Genomic DNA, 17,139 nt, shown 5'->3' with positions numbered 1-17,139 from the left:
AGGCACGAATGAAAGACCGCACCACCGGTCCTCGCGGGAAGATCCATGCGTAGACGGCTCGCCCGGGTTCTCGCGGCGGCTCTGGTGACATCCGCCGTCTTCCAGCCCGGTACCGCCGCCGACGCCGAACCGGCGCCGACGCGGCCGTCCAGCGCCCCTGAGGTGCCGGAGAAGCAGCGACCGGGCACGGACACGCCACTGGAGGCCGCGAGGAAGAGGGCCCGCGCGACAGGTCAGCGGGTCGAGGTTCCCTCGCTGTTCACCGAGAACGCGAAGGTCTGGGCCAACACTGACGGCAGGACGCTGCACGCCGAACTCCACACCACGCCCATCCAGGTGAAGTCGGTGGGGAAGGACGGCGCCGACGTCTGGGAGCCGATCGACACCACGATCGTCTCCCAGGACGGAAAGCTGGTGGCCAAACGGGTCAAATCTCCGCTGGAGTTCGGGGGCAAGGGGTCGAGGACCCTGGTCTCGGCCAAGGACGAAGACTCGACGGCCGGGTTCGCCTGGGGCAAGAAGTTGCCCGCGCCAGTTCTGTCCGGTGACCAGGCGGTGTATCGCGACGCCGTGGCCAAGGGCGCCGACCTGGTCGTCCACGCCGAGGCCGACGGGTTCACCCAGAAGGTCGTACTCCGCGAACGCCCCGAGGGGCGCCTGCGGGTCGAGCTTCCCATGCTGTTGCCCAAGGGGATGAAGTACGGCAAGGGCAGCGACGGCGAGCAGCAACTGCTGTCGCGATCGGGAAAGCCGGAGTCGGGCCCGATCACCGTGCGGGCCGTCGACGCGATGGCCGAAAGGTCTCCGGATTCCGGGAAGACCGGTACGGTCGACGCCACCGTCGAGCACACGGACGGCGCGACCAGACTCGTCCTCCAGCCGGACGCCGCGTTTCTGGCCGATCCTTCGGTGACCTACCCGGTGACCATGGCGGTCGCCAGTGAGTACGTCGGCGCGGGCCTCGCCAACGACGCGTGGGTGAACAAGAACGACCCGGGGCTGAACCACCTCACCGACACCTGGTTGCGGGTCGGTACCACGCAGACCAGTGCCGACATCGCGCGCATCTACCTTCGCTTCAACGTCACCGGCACGCCGACGCTGGACCAGGCGAAGATCCTCAACTCGGATCTGATGCTGTGGAACTACCGCTCGGGCGCCCCGGCGGGCAGCGCCAAGAACTGCGGTCTGGAGGTCGGCTCGGGTACCGTGGCCAGGAAGCTCACCTCCAGCTGGGACCCCACCATGTTGTCGTGGACCCGGCAGCCCACGTGGACGACGACCGGTCAGGACGCGAACAAGGCCGCCTACAGCGACACGACCGGGTGCAGCACCGGTGAACTGATTTACTCCATCGAGCAGATCGTCCAGTCCTGGGCGAACGGCGAGCCGGATCACGGTCTCGTCCTCATGGCCCCCAGCGAGACCACGATCATCAACTGGCGGCAGTTCCGCTCCCAGGAAGGCGGCTCGCACGACCGCAACATGCCGGATCACGAGCCGATCCTGTTCGTCCAGTACGAGCCCGCCGAAGTGATCGCGACGATTCGCGAGTTCCCCGCCGACCAACCTGTGCCGCCGCCCCTGCCCCATGCGGAGGCCAAGGCCTGGGCGGCCCAGAACACCTATTCGGACGAAGCAGCGGTTCCCGGGCGTTCGGTCACCCCCGAGCAGGCGCTGGCGCAGGCGATGGCCGACGGTACGTCCGTCGACCTTCCCCTGATGGACGCCTACCTTCCCGAAGGGCTGACCGACGAGGAGATCGAGGCAGGGTTCGAACCGGAGTTCGACGACTCGACGGAACCACCTCCGGTTCCGAATCCCGTGCCCACCTACAAGACACCCGACAAGATCCTCAACGAGAATCCCTTCTTCGAGAGCACGACCGGCCCTTGGACGGTGAACGGGGGAACGCTCGACACATCGTCCGAGAGGGCGCACGAGACGAGCGGGGTGTCCTCGGCGAAGGTCGTCCCCGCGGCCGACGCGACGGAAGTCACCGTGCTGTCCGAGCAGGGCATAGCGGTGAACCCGAATTACCTCCACGGAGCGACCGGCTGGTTCTACCCCGTCGGGGCGGACGTGGGCGTCCAGTACGGGATCGACTGGTTCGACGGCTCGGGCACGCTGATCAGCTCCGACATGTCAAGCCAAACCCTGGCACGCGATACGTGGAGTTCCGTCGAGGTCCAGGAGTTCCCGCCCTACGAAGCCACGACGGCACGGCTCCGGTTGACGTTCCCGGCCGACCCCGCCGCCCCGGTCACCCTGCACGCCGACGAACTGAAGCTCCTCGGGCCCGACCTAGGGGCGGGACCCAGCCCAAGCCCCACTCCCACGCCCAGCCCCACGATCACCCCGACCCCGACCCCGACACCGACCCCCACTCTCAGCCCGACACCGACTCCCAGCCCGAGCCCGAGCACGCCACCGGTGACGCGCACGGTCTCACTGCCCGCGCAGACCGACCTGTGGCTCGACAACATGGGTTCGTTGAACTCCACAGGCGACACGCTCTGGGCAGGTGCCTGGGACTACGACCCTCCGGTCCTTGAGCGGGCCTACCTGAAGTTCGACACCAGCGCGCTGGCGGGCAAGAACATCACCGAGGCCAAGCTGCAGCTGTGGAACAACGAGAGCTACGGCTGCGGCGCCGGCAACTCAGGGATCAAGGCACAGCGGCTCACCACGGCCTGGAGCGCGGGAACCCTCCGCTGGTCCAACCAGCCCACCGCCACGGCCGCCGGCGAGGCCGTCGCCACCGACCCCGCCGGCTGCGGCGGACCCGACGTGATGTGGAACTGGACGATGACCGGCATCGCCCAGGCCTGGGCCGGTGGAGAGGCCAACCAGGGTCTGCTGCTGCGCGGCGTCGACGAGTCGAATTCGGCCCCCGAGTACGAACGCGGCTTCACCTCCTCCCGCAGCACCGTCACAGCGCAACGGCCGGTCCTGACGGTGACCTACACCGAGCCCGGAACGACCACCCCCCCGAGCCCGTCACCCACGCCGAGTCCCACCCCTCCGGCAGGGGACACCACACCCCCCACGGTGGTCACGGTGAACCCGCCCAACGGCGGGACGACCGGTTCCAGCCGCGTGGTGACGGCACGCTTCAGCGAGCCGGTGACCGGAGCCCGGCTGACCCTGACCGACATGTTGATGGGAACGCCGGTCACCGGCACCACGACGATGAGCGCCGATGGCACGGTGCTGACCTTCACGGCCTCCGCGTCGCTGTGGTCGTGGTACCAGGCTCAGGTCAGTGGCGCGAAGGACGCCACCGGAAACACCATGACGCCCTACTCCTGGTCCTTCGGGGGCGCGTTCACCGGCGCCGCGTCCCAGCCGGCGACGGTCTCCCAAGAGGTCGCCGACGCGACGCCTGGCGTGAGCAGGCTCCGCGTACGCGGCGAGGACGTCCGCGACGGGCAGACGGTCACCTCCACCACGGAGCCGCACCTGATCGTCAACGTCGACGACAAGCTGGGACGCCCGTCCGCGGTGCGGATCGAAGTGGCCCATGCGCCCGGGAAGAACTCCGCGGGAACAGGCGTCATCTGGACCACGACCGTCAGCGGCGTTCCCTCGGGATCCGCGACCGACGTGCGAGTCCCCGCGGGCAAGCTCAAGAAGGGGTGGACGACCCGCTGGCGTGCCCGTGCCACCGTCGGTGCCTCCTCCGGAGCATGGTCGGAGTGGCGGTCCCTGACCGTCGGTTCGGGCGAGAGGGACGCGGTCGCCTCGCCCGCGTCGGCCGCCGAGTCCGAGAGTGTCGCCCAGCGACTCAGGAGAGTACTTCCGCTGGGGGCGGACAACGCGAAGCGCGTGAGTTACAGCGAATGCCTCGCGAACGTCAAGCGGAACGAATACATGAGGAACCGCTTCGCGTACTGCTATCGCGGAGGCTGGGTCGCCGACGTGGAAGTAGACGGCCAGAACAAGGGTCACGCGGCCGGCACCAAGCTGGTGCGAATAATCACCGACCAGAACACTCGGACCATAGAAGTGTCAGCCCACATCTTCGTGACCCAGCGTTCAGGAGAACTGTTCAACGCCCAGTTCAAGTTCTCCAACCCCACAGTGGTCGACCCTGCCACCGGAGGCATGGGAGAGTGCAGAAAGACTTCCAGCACCGGGATGACGGGCATGTTCAATCTGATCACCTGGGAGACCAGCACACAGGATTGGCACTTCACCGAGAAGTACACCACCTCACGCGCCGACGGCGCGAACAAGATCGGTAGCTGCGACTTCACCAACAGGCTGACCTTCGTCGACCTCAGAGGAAAGACGTCGTCGAGCTCTGGCACTAAGACCTGGACGGTCCGGTGCGACAGGTCACCCCTCATCAACTACCACAACAAGGTCAACGGTGCGCCCGGTGAGGGAGGATGCGTCGTCATGAACGCCATTCCCGCGTTGACCTTCGGCAAGAACGACATCAACGCCAAGAACGTTCGTGTCAACGAAGTCTACGACCACGTGAACGAGGCGCTCACCAACGGCGGGAACTCGACCGCCCCCCGCCCCGGCGGTCGCTCATTCCCAGACATAACGGAGCCCAAGAACATCCCCGGCGGAAGTCCGGCACGTCCGCTCTCCCGCGCCAAATACTCTTCCGATCCAGAGGGCAATCGAGGAGTGGCGAAAGCGGTGTGCGTAGCGGAATATTCTAAGGCAAAGAGGGCGGGCCGTGAGTGCGACGAATTTCCTTTCGCATTGACAGGCGAAGGGGCACACCTGGCGAATCCTCGTCACAACTTCTCGGTGAAGCCCATCGACCCTGACCAGAACGGGGGCTTCGGCGACGTGCTGAGGGTCTGGCTCTCGAACAACAGAATGCTGAGAACCGACAGGTTCTGGGTCAATCTCCAATAGATGGCCGCCGGCCCGGATCTTCGGTCGGATCCGGGCCGGCACCCGATCGGAGCATCGACCGACCAGCGCCCGCCTTGCAGGGGGTTCCGGTGAGACGGCGTAAAGCGGTGGTCGATGGTTGTCGGCGGGACCCGTCACAGGGGCACCGGTCCCGCCGACATTCGAGGTCAGGCGGTCAGCTCACCGGACTTGAGACTCCGGCAGAACGCCATCCACTCGGGGCGGAAACAACTACCTGTGCTTCCAGGTGGTCAACGCGGAACAGGCCGGAACAGTGGGGACTGTTCCGGCCTGCTTCGACTGGCGGCCAGCCAGCGGCGGATCCGCCCCCACCAGGTCGGTGGGGGCGGCCGGACACCTGGGCGAACCAGCGATGCCTCCCCTGATGTGGAGCCTCCCGGGGGAGCATCGATCATCCACAGGTCGGCCCCTGGCGCTGGACTGCGACGTGCTGACCGTGGCGGGCAGCGACCTGCGCGTCATGATCTACACGTGTGCGGGGCGGAGGTATCGCAGGTCGCATGGGTCCAGGCCGAGAGCGTCGAGCGTCTTGAGCGGGGACTGGTGGTCGGCGTCGGCGGCTACGAACGAGCCTCCCGCCCATAAGCCGGGCTCAGGACGTCCTCGTCCAGACCTGGTAGGAGCCATCCCCGAAGGTGGTGGTGAAGGGCAGCTCCGCGTAGAGGCGGTACTTGGCGCTAGTCGCCAGGGCCTTCGCGATGGCCGGATCGAACTTCGAGACTCCGGGCTTCTGCAGCACCACGAAGTTGTAGCGGCCGTCGTCGATGGCTGCCGCGAAGGCGCCTGCACCGGTGTGCTTCACGCCCTTGGTGTCGGTGTAGTTGAGGTGGTAGGTGCCCGTCCACTGATTCCATTTGGTGATGTCCCGGAAGTAGTAGGTGGGCACCTGCGCGATGTCCGAGAGGTACCGGCCCTGGCTGTTCACGTGCGGGCGGAGCAGGTTGACGAGGCGCGTCGAGTCCGGCCAGGTCGCGTAGCGCCACTGGGACTGCTCTATGCCATTGGAGAGCGCGAGCACGATGAACAGCAGGCCGATCGCGGTGCGGACGATCAGGAGGCCGACGCCGATCGCGGTGCGGTGGAAATACGGGCCGACGATCCTGGAGAGACCCAGCCCGGCCAGCGGTGCGAAGAAGAAGAGGCCGAACCCGACGTGCTTGTGGAGGGACACGGAGGTCGACAAGTGCATCTGGTAGGCCGGGGCCAGCAGACCCGTTCCACAGAGCAGGAGGCTCAGCATCGCACGCCAGACCCTGCCCGGCTCTTCGCCGGTGGCCTTCCGGGCCGCGGAGGTGACCTCGCCGATCCGGCCGCGCCACACGTAGGACAGCGCCCCCCAGCACGCCAGGGCGAAGGCCAATCCTATCCAGTCGGCGGACACGTCGATCAGCGCGCTCGTGGAGCTGGTGCCGTGAGCCCGGGAGGTGGTGGTGAACTGGATGCCCGACAGGAGGGAACTGCCGTACAGCAACGTGCCACCGATGGCTGCCACGGCGGCTGACAGCAACACCCCGCGCCAGAGCGCGCGGGCGCCCCGATGGGGCCAGGCGACGATGACGGCCAGGACGACGACCGTGGGGATGAAGAGTCCGGCGGCGTACTTGGTGCAGAAGGCGAGGACCAGGATCGGTGCGGCGAAAAGGACCGTGAACGGATTGGCCCGGTCGGTGCGTACCACGACCCACGCGGCGAAAGCCAGCAGGAACAGGGCCGCGGAGTCGAAGGTCGCGAACCAACCCAGCACGATCGTGGACTGAGAGGCCACGAAGAGGACGGCCGCGAACAGGCCCACGCGCTCGTTGAAGAGGCGGCGGGTCAGCGAATAGAGCAAGCCTGTGCAGCCGAGCATGAAGACCAGGCTCAGGGCGCGTGCCCCGGTCAGGCCGCCCAGAGAGTCCATGGCCCCCGCGAGCAGGGGATACAGCACGGGTGAACCCGAGAAGGTGCTGCTATACGAGGAGTTCACCGAAGCCCCGTGCAAGAGGTGCGCGAACTCCGCGTGGCCGGCGTAGATGTACAGCGCCTCGTCCATGAACGCGGTGTTGTGCAGCCGCGTCGACAGCAGTGCCTGCACCACCATGATGAGGCCGAGGACGGCTCGGCACACCCAGGCACGTCGGCGATCGGCCCTGGTGGCATCGGGTGCGACGTCGGCAGGCGTGTCGTCGAGCGACGCCCCCATGCCCCCCAGCCCGCGCGGGGCCTCCTGGATCGACGAGCGGCTCACCTGCAGCTCGTCCCCGAACCGCTGCGGGAGACTGCGTCCGGTGCCGAAGTCCGGGGTTGTGATCTCAGGCTCCATCAAGGCTGTTCTATCTCCATCTGATGTGCCTCGGGTTTCGTGGAGTCGGCTTGGTTGGCTCTCCTGCCAGCTGGGAGTTCTGGTGAAGCATCTCGTATTCGACCGGGGTCCGCATCCCTGGCTCTGTGGCGTCGCCGATTGTGGATCTCGTGGAGCTGCCACGGTGGCAGTAACCAGAAGTGGTCCCGGACCTGACCTTGTGGCAGGGGCCGCCCGCGACACACGTGTACTGCACGCCTTGATCTCGCACTGATCATCACGTGATCCCGGCGGAGCAGGCCAGACCAGCGAGAACCGGTCCGGCCTGCGTAGGCCGGCGCTTCCGGTTGTCGGCGGGACCCGAACCGGGAGCGCGGGTCCCACTCGTCACCAGGTCAGACGTTCAGCTCATCGGCCTTGAGGCTGGTACGGAACGCGGCCCACGCGGTAGCAGGGACGCGCAGCACCGGACCGTTCGAGCGCTTGCTGTCACGGATCGCCACGCCATCGCCGTGCAGCACAGCCAACTCCAGGCATTCACCACCGCTACTGGTTGAATAGGAGGACTTGACCCACTTCACCTTCATCAGGTCGTCCATCGCTCCATCCACTCCTTGATCATTTTAAGCGAGCCGTCGCGTGGAAGTGCGGTGGCTCGAATCTCTTCGTACCGGGCTTGGATGCCGCGGACTTCCTTGGTCTGGGCGACCACTTGGCCTTTAGTGACAGACTCGAGGTAGGCGACCTCACGACCGTCACGTAGCTGCGCGAGGAAGAAGCCTCCCCCCAATCCTGCGGTGCAGTCTGCCGCTATTGGCACTATCTGGATCGTGATACATGGACGATCGGCCATAGCCAAGAGGTGCGCTAATTGCGCTCGCATGACGGCATAACCCCCGACAGGCCGCTGGAGAACCGCCTCGTCCAGCACAGCCCAAAACATGGGCGGGTTCTCGCCCTCAAAGAGGGTTTGTCGCTCAAGTCTAGCCGCGACGCTCCTATCGATCTTGTCTTTCGTGATCCCCGGCTCTCCACGGAACACGGCTCTCGCGTAATCCTCCGTCTGAAGTAGTCCCAGTACGAGGGTCGGCTGCCAGGCCCGCAACACCTGCGCCTGCTGCTCCACCTCCAGCCATGGGTAGAACCAGCGCTGGTTGCCGTCCATGCGGCACTGTTCCCAGACCTGGATCAGGGCGCCGTTGACGCCGAGGGCCTCGTCGCATTGTTCGACGAGTTCTCGTTGCTGCGGCAGTCGTAGCCCCCTTTCTATCGCGCCCATCGCGGCTCCCGTGTAGCCGAGTTTGCGGCCGAGCTGGGACTGGGTCATGCGCACCTCCATGCGGAGTCTGCGCAGCTCGTAGCCGAAACGGGCGGCCGGCGAGGTCTCGGGGTTGGTCGTCTGCGGTCGCGGCACCTTGCTCCCTCCACGCAACGGAATGCAACGGAAAACAACCTGCGGCAACCTCGCGATGACAACGAGGACGCCCCTTTTCACTTACGGACAGTAGGGCCCGGGAGCACTCTTGGAGAGGCGAATCAAGAACCGGCAAGGAAATGGTGTCCCGCATGCCACAGGTAATCGCATCCACGACCATCACGCAAGCCCGAAAATCCGGACATCCCACCGAAAGGGGTGATTTTTCTTTTGAAGCGGCGGAAACGCTTCAGCGGACGCTGGCGGCCTTTCATATCCGCACGGACGTCAACGCGGGAAAGGGCGTCGCCCTGGTATCGGTATGGGCCGACCTCATCGTCTGGACGGACGGCGAACTCGGGTACTGGTGGTGGTCCGGGCGATACTCCTCCCCCGGGCGCAAGCTCTACGCCTGGGGCCCGGTGCGGGACCCGGTGTCCGTCGCACGCCGGGTGGCCTGCCGGTTCGCCGAGACCTTCCACGGTCACCCGCACTCGGCGGCGATCCTGCGCATGCTCTCGACGGTCCGCGACGGCTGGGAGCTTCCGCCCACCCTGAGTGCCACCGTTCCCGGAAATCAGGGCGTCGCCGGGCCCGCATGATGCGCTCTCGCCATTGTCCGCCGCCTTTCCGCCGGGCCGTCCGGCGCCCGTTCCCGGACGCGGAAATTCACCGCCGAGGCGCTTCCCACGAGAAAGCACGCCGGGAGGCGGAGTTCGAGCAGGCGTGGAGGCGCGCCGCCCGCGCGATGCGCGCCAGAGGCCTGGACCGTGAGGAACTCAGCGAAACGGCAGAGGCGCTCGGACTATCCCCACTCACCGACCAAGAATGGGCCGACATCGATGAACACCCCTGACGCCGTCTCGGAAAAGCGCGCCGACGAGGACGCCAAGCTCCTCGGCGTCCTGCACCGTCACCTGGCCGGCGACGGCATCCGCAGCCGCATCTACAAAAGAATGCGGCTGGCCATCGGCACCCAGACCATCCCGCCCAGCCGCGCGTACGCCCCCACCGAACTGATCGTCTACGACGCGAACGGCAGAGGCCAGGCCAAGGTCACCATACGCGTGAGGTTCTGGGGCACGGCCTTCCTGGTCACCCCCTCCGGCGACCGACCGATCTTCCAGTTCCCGATCTCCCAGATCTCCGAGGTGATCCACTGGCTCACCCTGCTGACCCGGAGCGAATCAGAACCGCGTCACGCGACCCGGCCCGAACGCCCACGACGCCCCCCTCTCGAGTCCGGATGATGTGGCGTCCCACCCCAATCGCCGCCGCCCGTCCCTATCAGAGCCGCGTACGCTCTGATAGGCGCATGACGGACCGCTAAGCTCGGGTGATGACGTACCTCTGCCCTACCCCCGGCAGCGGGAGGCCGACCGCAGAGCAAGGAGGGTGACAGATGAACGCCGAGCACTACGAGTCCTCCGTCACGCGGACGCCCGAGCAGATCGTGAAGTCCCTGGACAGCGATCGAAGCCCGCGTAACATCCGCGCGTGCCTGCCTCACGCTGATCGGACCTACTTCGACAAGGACTTCAGGCAGGCGATGGCCAAGGCCACCGAAGAGCTGGACCTTGGTCCCGTCAACGAGCTGCTCGCTCACTGGTGGCATATGGCCAGAATGAAGGCGAGCGGGGAGTATGAAGACCTCTTGGATCAGGCGGCCCGTCTCCAGGATCAGATCGAGAGCGGCGAGTACATCCCAGGCAGGCCACTGCGGGACGTCATCGACGAGCGCGCGGCTGAACTCGGCGTGAGGCTGGACCGGTAGATGTACACGGTCGGTCATGGCAAGCAGGTAGAAGATCAGATCGCGGCTCTCCCAGCCGAGGACTCGTGGCGTTCCACGAAGTAACGGTGTTTCTTCAGGTCGCCCCGTGGAACGGTCACCCTTTCGTGCGCGAACGCCCCGATGCCCCCATGCGCACACGCACGTTCGGCGATGCCGGAGCGGGGATGGTCACATATCTGATCGTGGAGTACCGGCGTCAGGTGGAAATCATTCAAGTGGCGTGGTACGGCTAACCGCCGTCACCCGGTTTCCGGCGAAACGACTTGTGCGGACACCAGCCGATATTCGCGTTGCCCCGACTATTTTCCTACGCGTCGCAGCGCCCACTCCACGTCGGCACTGACCTGGCCCCTCGCGCATCGGAAGGGTCACAGGGGGCAACCGCCCCGCCTCAACAGCGTTGCCGGACAAACGGCCGATGCCCCTGCGAGGAGGCCGGTGACCAGGCCGGGGGTGACGGAACCTGCGATCGCGCGCCACTCGCGGTAGCGCGGCGCGACGGGGGATCCACCCGCCGCTCATGACAGCCGGTAACACCCGATCACACAAAGCGGAAATGTCACGATTTCGATATCACACGTCAGTTTCCGCTGCGTATCGGCTGCATCACCGTGATTCCCGGGCTCTTCCATTGTCGGTGCCGCTAACTAGGGTGGCCGAAACGGGATAGGCGGCGGGGAGGCGAGCCATGCGGGGGCGGACACCTCTGGTGCTGCGGCGTGCGTTCAGCGAGCCCCTTCTGCTGCTCGCCGCGTTGGGATCGATTCTCCTCGCGACCACCACGCTCGTCGCGCTCACCATGTACGCGTCCTCGGTCGCCGACGTGGGCGTGCGGCGGGCGATGGAGACCGCGCCCACCTCGGCCACCGCCACGAAGATCACCGTGCCGATCCAGAAGGACACCTTCGGCGGCATCGAGAAGGCGGTCCTGACCAGGCTCGACGCGCTCGGGAAGAGCGGCGGCCAAGTCGTGCCGAACACCGTGACGCTGAGCGCCCGTTCGGACTCCTACGCGCTGCCCGGGCAGGAACGGCTGGGCCATCCCGAGCTCACCCGCTTCGGCACCTACAAGGGGCTGGACGGCCAGGCGCATCTCGTCACCGGCCGGTGGCCCCAGGCGGCGACGACAGGGACGGTGGAGTTCACCGCGTCCCAGTCCGTCGCCCAGACGATGGGCCTCACCCCGGGCCGGCCGTTCACCATGATCGGGCGCCTCGACCACAAGCCCGTCCAGGCGGTCCTCACCGGGATCTTCCAGCTCGACGACCCGTACGCCGATCGCTGGGAGGGCGAGGAGCTGCTGCGCCGGGGCGTGGAGCGCGGAGACTACACGACGTACGGCCCGCTGATGGTGCCCAAGGAGACGTTCCTCGCCCGGTTCGCCTCGACGAGCGTCACGGTGAGCTGGACGTCCGTCCCGGACCTTCGCGACCTGCGGCAGGAGCGCCTGCGCCCGTTCGCCGCGTCGGTGGCCGCCCTCGGGGACGATCTGAAGCGCGACTGCCCGTCCTGCGGCACCTTCAGCCGCCTGCCGGACATGCTGACCCAGCTCGACCAGGCGGCGCTGGTCGCCCGCTCGACGATGCTGGTCCCGGTGCTGCAACTGCTGCTGCTGGCCGCGTACGCGCTGATCCTGACCGCGCGCCTGCTGGCCGACCACCGCCGCATGGAGGTCGCGCTGCTGCGCTCGCGCGGCGCGGGCAGCCTGCGGCTGGCCATGCTGACGGCGACCGAGGCGCTGCTGGTGGCCGTGCCCTGCGCGCTGGTCGCGCCGTTCCTCGCGCCTCCCCTGCTGTCGCTGATCAACGCGCTGCCCTGGATCCAGGCCGCCGGGGTGCGCATCGCGCCCGAGCCCGGCCTCACGACCTTCGCCGTGTCGGGTTCGGTGGCGCTGGCCTGCGCCGTCCTGCTCGCGCTGCCCGCGCTGCGCGGCGGGCGAAGGACGTACGTCGAGGAGCAGTCGGCGCGCGGCCGGGGCGAGAAGCAGGGCCTGCTGCAACGGGCGGGCGGCGACATCGGGCTGCTGGTGGTGGCGGCGCTGGCGATCTGGCAGCTCCAGCACTACGGCGCGCCGGTGACGGCGACGGCGGGGGGCGACCTCGGCATCGACCCGCTGATCGTCACGGGCCCCGCGCTGGCGCTGCTGTGCGGCGGCATGCTGGGCCTGCGCCTGGTGCCGCGCGTCTCACGGATCGCCGAGCGGTACACCTCGCGCCGGCCCGGTCTCGCCCCCGCGCTAGGAGCGTGGCAGGTCAGCCGGCGTCCGATGCGCTACTCCGGCCCGGCCCTGCTGCTCACGATGGCGGTGGCGATCGGCGTGGTCTCGATGGCCACCGCGTCGACGTGGCGCGCGTCCCAGCTCGACCAGGCCCGTCACCAGGCGGCGGCCGACCTGCGCGTTTCGGGGCCGGTCGAGTCCGGCGAGCTGGGCCCGCTCGGCCGGGGCGCGACGTACGCCGCCCTGCCGGGGATCACCGCGATCAGCCCCGTGTACCGCGGCTCGGCGACGTTCTCCGGCGGCACCGGCACGCTGCTGGCCACCGACGCGAGCAAGCTGTCCCAGGTGCTCATGCTCCGCCCCGACCTGACGACCGACCCGCTGAACACGCTGGCGGAGCGGGTGGCGGCCGGACGCCCGGACGTGCGCGCCGTCCCGCTGCCCGGCACCCCGGCCAAGCTCACGATGGACGCGACCCTGAGTCTGGGCGCCACCACGACCCTCCGGCCCGGCGACGACTTCCACCTGGGCATGGTCGTGTCGGACGCGCTCGGCGCGCAGCGCCAGGTGACGCTGGCGCCGCTCGTGCCGGACGGGCGTCCGCACCAGGTCGCCGCCGACCTGAGCGCGCTCGCGGGCCGCGCCGGCGAGCTGAGCCACCCGCTGGCGATCCGCGGGTTCGTGCTGCGGGTGCCGGTCGCCGTCCAGGACGGCTTCACGCTCGCCGTCGCGCCGCCGGTCACCGACTCCGGCGCCACGGTCGCGATGCCCGGCGGCGTGCAGTGGGGCCACGGCGTGCGCGGCAGCGAGGGCGAGGACGCGACCACGGGGGAGCAGGTCACCACGGGCGGCACGCTCTTCACGCTGACCGTGCCCAAGCCGACGACGCAGGACCCGGCGCCGGACCAGAAGTTCGTGGCCCTGCTCGCGGCGCCGGAGGGGGTCGCCAACCACGACCTGTTCCAGCCGGTCACCGCGATGGACGAACCGTCCCCCGCGCAGGCCGCGTCCGTCTTCAAGCCCCTGCCGGTGGTGGTCACCGCTGACATCGCGGCCAAGGAGAAGCTGACCGCGGGCAGGAACGGGGTGCTGACGCTGGACGGCCAGCCCGTCACGGTCGGCGTCGCCGCGATCGTCCAGGCCATGCCCGGAACCGCGCCCGGCGCGCCCGCGGTCCTCGCCGACCTGCCCAGCCTGCTCGCCCGGGACCTCGCCTCCGCGCGCGAGCCCCGCACGCCCGGCGAGTGGTGGATGTCCGCCCGCGACGGCGACCCGGCGGCGGCCGTGACCGAGCTTTCCCACCATCCCGAATGGGACCAGACCGTCGTGGACCTGGACTCGCTGACCCGGCGGTTCCGGGACGATCCCCTCGCCAGCGGGCTCCAGGGCGCGCTGATCCTGGGCTTCGTCGCCGCGTTGATCTTCGCGGCGCTCGGCTTCCTGGTGAACGCGGCCGTCGCGGCGCGGGAGCGGATCTCGGAGTTCGCGATCCTGCGGGCGCTCGGCCTGAGCTTCCGGCAGATCTTCGGCCTGCTGGCCGTCGAGCAGGCGTTCCTCATCGGCCTCTCGCTCGTGGGCGGCACGCTGCTGGCCGTCGGCGTCGCGGCGCTGGTCGTCCCGCACATCGTGCTCACCGGCCAGGCGGCGGCGGTGACCCCGGGCGTGCTGCTCGACATCCCCTGGCCGGCGACGCTGGCGATGCTGGTCGCGCTCGGCGCGGTCCTGTTCGGGATCGTCGCGGGCCTGGCCCGGTCGCTGCGCCGCCAGGGCCTCGGCCGCGCCCTACGCATCGGGGAGGATCGATGAGCCCACTGCTCCCGCTCAAGGTCTACCGGGGCGCGGCGGCCGTGCTGGCGCTGCTGTCCCTGGGCACCGCGCTGCTCGTCGCGGGGCTGCCGCGCGGGTTCGAGCTCGCGTACGACGACGCGCTGCACCTGGTCATCGACGACGCCTCCGCGAACCAGACCGACCTGGCCATCCGGCTGATACCGCGCTTGCACAGCCAGCGCCTGGCGCGCGAGGGCGACTTCCGCGGCAGGGACGCGCAGTGGCGGGCGATCATCCCCCCGTCGCTCACGCCCGTCCTCGACACGAGCCCCGGCAACGACAGCCACTACTCGGCGAAGACGGTCGGGACGCCGGTGGCCGGCCGCATCGGGTCCGATCCGGTTCCGCTGCAGTTCGTCGACGTGGGCTGGTTGTCCGGGGCGGACCGGCGCATCCGGTACGTGGAGGGCACGCCGCCCGGCCCGCCCGACACCCTGGCGTCCGTCCCCGGCCACCCCGATCTGGTCGACGTCACGCGGTTCGACATCGCCCTGGCCAAGCGCGCGTCCGACATGATGCGCATCCCCGTGGGCACCACCCTGATACTGGGCAACAGCCATCCCTCGCTCGCCCGCGTCACCGCGCTGTTCGAGCCGGTGGTGCCGACCGACCGGTACTGGGACCACAACCTCGACGCGGTGCAGGTCACCGTCCGGCGCGTGGCCGGGTCGGACGTCGAGGAACACCACATCACCGCGCTCCTCGACGTCAGCTCGATGGAACGGCTCAGCGGCAGCGACCGCGACCTCCGGTACAACTGGATCATCGGCCTGTCCCCCACGGCCATCAACGCGCGCAACGCGCCGGACCTGATCAGGGGCGTGGACGAGTACGAACAGGCCATCCGCGGCCTGGTCGGACGTTCGATCAACAGCTACGCGCAGGTCGCCGGGTTCGCGCCGTTCCAGCTCGACAGCGGGCTGCGCGAGCTGCTGCGGGAATTCCTCAAGCGGCTCGCCACCGCGCAGACGCTGATGATCCTCGTCATGGGCGGGCTGCTGGTCGTCGCGGCCGGGGTCATGGCGCTGTCCGTCCAGTTGCTGACCGAGCGGATGCGCCCCGCCCTGTCCCTGATGCGGGCCCGCGGCGCCTCGCTCGGGCAGGTGGTGCGGACGACGGCCGGGACCGTCGCGCTCGCCACCTTCCCGGCGATCGTCGTCGGCTACGGGCTGTCCTACCTGCTGCCCGGCCCGGTCACGCTGACCGTCCACCTCGGCCCGCTGCTCATCGGCGCCTTCGCCGTCGGGTTCGCCGCGGTCCGCGTCGCCCTCGCCCACCGCACGCCGCTGCGGGAGCGCCGCGAGGACGTGGTCGCCCGCCGCCGGTCGCCCCGCAGGACGATGCTCGAACTACTCGTGATCGTCCTCGCCCTGGTCGGGGCCTACCTGCTGCGGACGCGCGGCCTGACGACCGAGGTGAACACGCTCGGGGCCGACCCGTTCCTCATGCTGGTGCCGGCCGCGCTCACCCTGGCCGCCGCGCTCCTGACCCTGCGCTGCTACCCGTACCCGCTGCGCGCGGTGGTGTGGCTGGCCGCCCGGGCGCGCCCCGCCGTCCCGTTCGTCGGGCTCACGCTGGCCGCCCGCGCCCGTTCGGTGACCGCGCTGCCCGTCGTGATCCTGCTGCCCGCGCTCGCCGTGTCCGTGTACGGGGCGGTGGTCGGCGGGACGCTGGACACCACGCAGCGGGTGGCCGCCTGGCAGTCCGCGGGCGCGGACGCCCGGATCGAAAGCGCGGCCGAGCTGCCCGCCGGCGTGATCGAGAAGGTGCGCCGCACCCCGGGGGTGCGGGCCGTGGTGCCGGCGGACAAGGGGACGGCGCAGATCGGGTTCGGCGGTCGGACCGCGACCGTCGTGGCCGTGGACCTCGACGCCTACCGCGAGATCGTCACCGACACCCCGCTCACCGTGCCTCACCTGGCCGGGGGCGCGGCCGGCCCGGCCATCCCCGCGCTCGTCTCCCCCGATCTGGCGAACCTGAGCACGTTCGAGATCGGCTGGCACGTCCGGATGAAGATCGTCAAGAAGGGCGTGATCACCGGAGGGCTGCCCGGCGTCAGCTTCGCCGAGAGCAACCTGATCATCGTCCCGTACGACGCCTCCCAGCGGGCCGGGGCCCGTACGTACACGAACATGCTGCTGCTCGGCGCGGACAAGCCCGGCGGCGGCGGAATCGACGCGACCGCGCTGCTGAACGCGACGGGGAACGTCCCCCAGATCTACGTCGAGACGTTCGAGCGGGCCTTGGACCACGTGACCAAGACGCCGCTGACCGGCACGATCAAGGCCGGCTTCCTGGTCGTCACGATCGCGATGACCGTGTACGCGCTGCTCACCGTCATCATCGCGCTGGTCGTCGGCGCCGCCGAGCGCACCCGCGCGCTCTCCTTCCTGCGCACACTCGGCCTGTCCGAACGCCAGGCGGCCAACCTGACCGTCCTGGAGATCGCCCCGCTGATCCTGATCACCGCGTGCGCCGGGCTCGTCCTCGGCCTCGCCCTCCCTTCGGCTCTCGGCCCCGGCATCGACCTGCGCGCCTACGCCGGCGACATCGCCATGGGCGAGTACCGGCTCGATCCGACCACGCCGATCCTGCTGGCCACCGGCCTCGCCGCCGTAGCCCTCGCCGGGGCGTTCGTCCATGCCGTGGCCGGCCGACGCCGATCCCTCGGCTCGATCCTGCGAGTGGGTGACTGATTGAAC

Annotated in this window: 10 protein-coding genes; 7 read left to right on the top strand and 3 right to left on the bottom strand. The window is 68.9% G+C overall.

Annotation, left to right across the window (positions count from 1 at the left end; genetic code table 11):
- Window positions 1–45 precede the first annotated feature (45 nt).
- On the top strand, window positions 46–4,881 hold the full coding sequence (locus DQ384_RS03675; RefSeq protein WP_114027242.1) for a DNRLRE domain-containing protein: 4,836 nt from the start codon (window positions 46–48) through the stop codon (window positions 4,879–4,881).
- Between the two features lie 613 nt (window positions 4,882–5,494).
- Here DQ384_RS03675 and DQ384_RS03670 read toward each other — a convergent pair.
- The 3 genes from DQ384_RS03670 to DQ384_RS03660 form a co-directional block, all read right to left on the bottom strand.
- The gene (locus tag DQ384_RS03670; RefSeq protein WP_114027241.1) at window positions 5,495–7,204 is read right to left on the bottom strand and encodes an ArnT family glycosyltransferase; all 1,710 of its coding nucleotides are present in this window, start codon (window positions 7,202–7,204) and stop codon (window positions 5,495–5,497) included.
- Window positions 7,205–7,578: 374 nt separating this feature from the next.
- Window positions 7,579–7,782 carry a DUF397 domain-containing protein gene (locus DQ384_RS03665; RefSeq protein ID WP_114027240.1) on the bottom strand — a complete coding sequence of 68 codons (204 nt, stop codon included), beginning with the start codon at window positions 7,780–7,782 and terminating at the stop codon, window positions 7,579–7,581.
- Window positions 7,770–8,678: a helix-turn-helix domain-containing protein gene (locus tag DQ384_RS03660; RefSeq protein WP_147268616.1), complete on the bottom strand. Its 909-nt coding sequence runs from the start codon at window positions 8,676–8,678 to the stop codon at window positions 7,770–7,772. The genes DQ384_RS03665 and DQ384_RS03660 overlap by 13 nt, the downstream gene beginning before the upstream one ends.
- A 59-nt stretch (window positions 8,679–8,737) precedes the next feature.
- Between DQ384_RS03660 and DQ384_RS03655 the strand changes: the two genes are divergently transcribed.
- The 6 genes from DQ384_RS03655 to DQ384_RS03635 all read left to right on the top strand — a co-directional run bounded on the left by DQ384_RS03655 (window position 8,738) and on the right by DQ384_RS03635 (window position 17,133).
- Window positions 8,738–9,199: a hypothetical protein gene (locus tag DQ384_RS03655; protein ID WP_147268615.1), complete on the top strand. Its 462-nt coding sequence runs from the start codon at window positions 8,738–8,740 to the stop codon at window positions 9,197–9,199.
- 240 nt (window positions 9,200–9,439) lie between these two features.
- Window positions 9,440–9,847 (top strand): hypothetical protein, encoded by a 408-nt coding sequence (locus tag DQ384_RS03650; protein ID WP_114027237.1) that lies wholly within the window; start codon window positions 9,440–9,442, stop codon window positions 9,845–9,847.
- Window positions 9,848–9,999: 152 nt separating this feature from the next.
- Window positions 10,000–10,371 (top strand): DUF6247 family protein, encoded by a 372-nt coding sequence (locus DQ384_RS03645; RefSeq protein ID WP_114027236.1) that lies wholly within the window; start codon window positions 10,000–10,002, stop codon window positions 10,369–10,371.
- Window positions 10,372–10,436: 65 nt separating this feature from the next.
- On the top strand, window positions 10,437–10,625 hold the full coding sequence (locus DQ384_RS40235) for a hypothetical protein (RefSeq protein ID WP_147268614.1): 189 nt from the start codon (window positions 10,437–10,439) through the stop codon (window positions 10,623–10,625).
- A 455-nt stretch (window positions 10,626–11,080) separates the two neighbouring features.
- Window positions 11,081–14,416, top strand: coding sequence for an ABC transporter permease (locus tag DQ384_RS03640; RefSeq protein ID WP_181871001.1), 3,336 nt, complete (start codon window positions 11,081–11,083; stop codon window positions 14,414–14,416).
- Complete coding sequence (locus DQ384_RS03635; RefSeq protein ID WP_114027234.1) at window positions 14,413–17,133, top strand: FtsX-like permease family protein; 2,721 nt, start codon at window positions 14,413–14,415, stop codon at window positions 17,131–17,133. The genes DQ384_RS03640 and DQ384_RS03635 overlap by 4 nt, the downstream gene beginning before the upstream one ends.
- Window positions 17,134–17,139: the final 6 nt, after the last annotated feature.

It is taken from the genome of Sphaerisporangium album (assembly GCF_003323745.1).
Classification (GTDB): Bacteria; Actinomycetota; Actinomycetes; order Streptosporangiales; family Streptosporangiaceae; genus Sphaerisporangium; species Sphaerisporangium album.
Note: the sequence above shows the minus strand (reverse complement) of the source record. Positions and strands in the feature narration are given on the sequence as shown.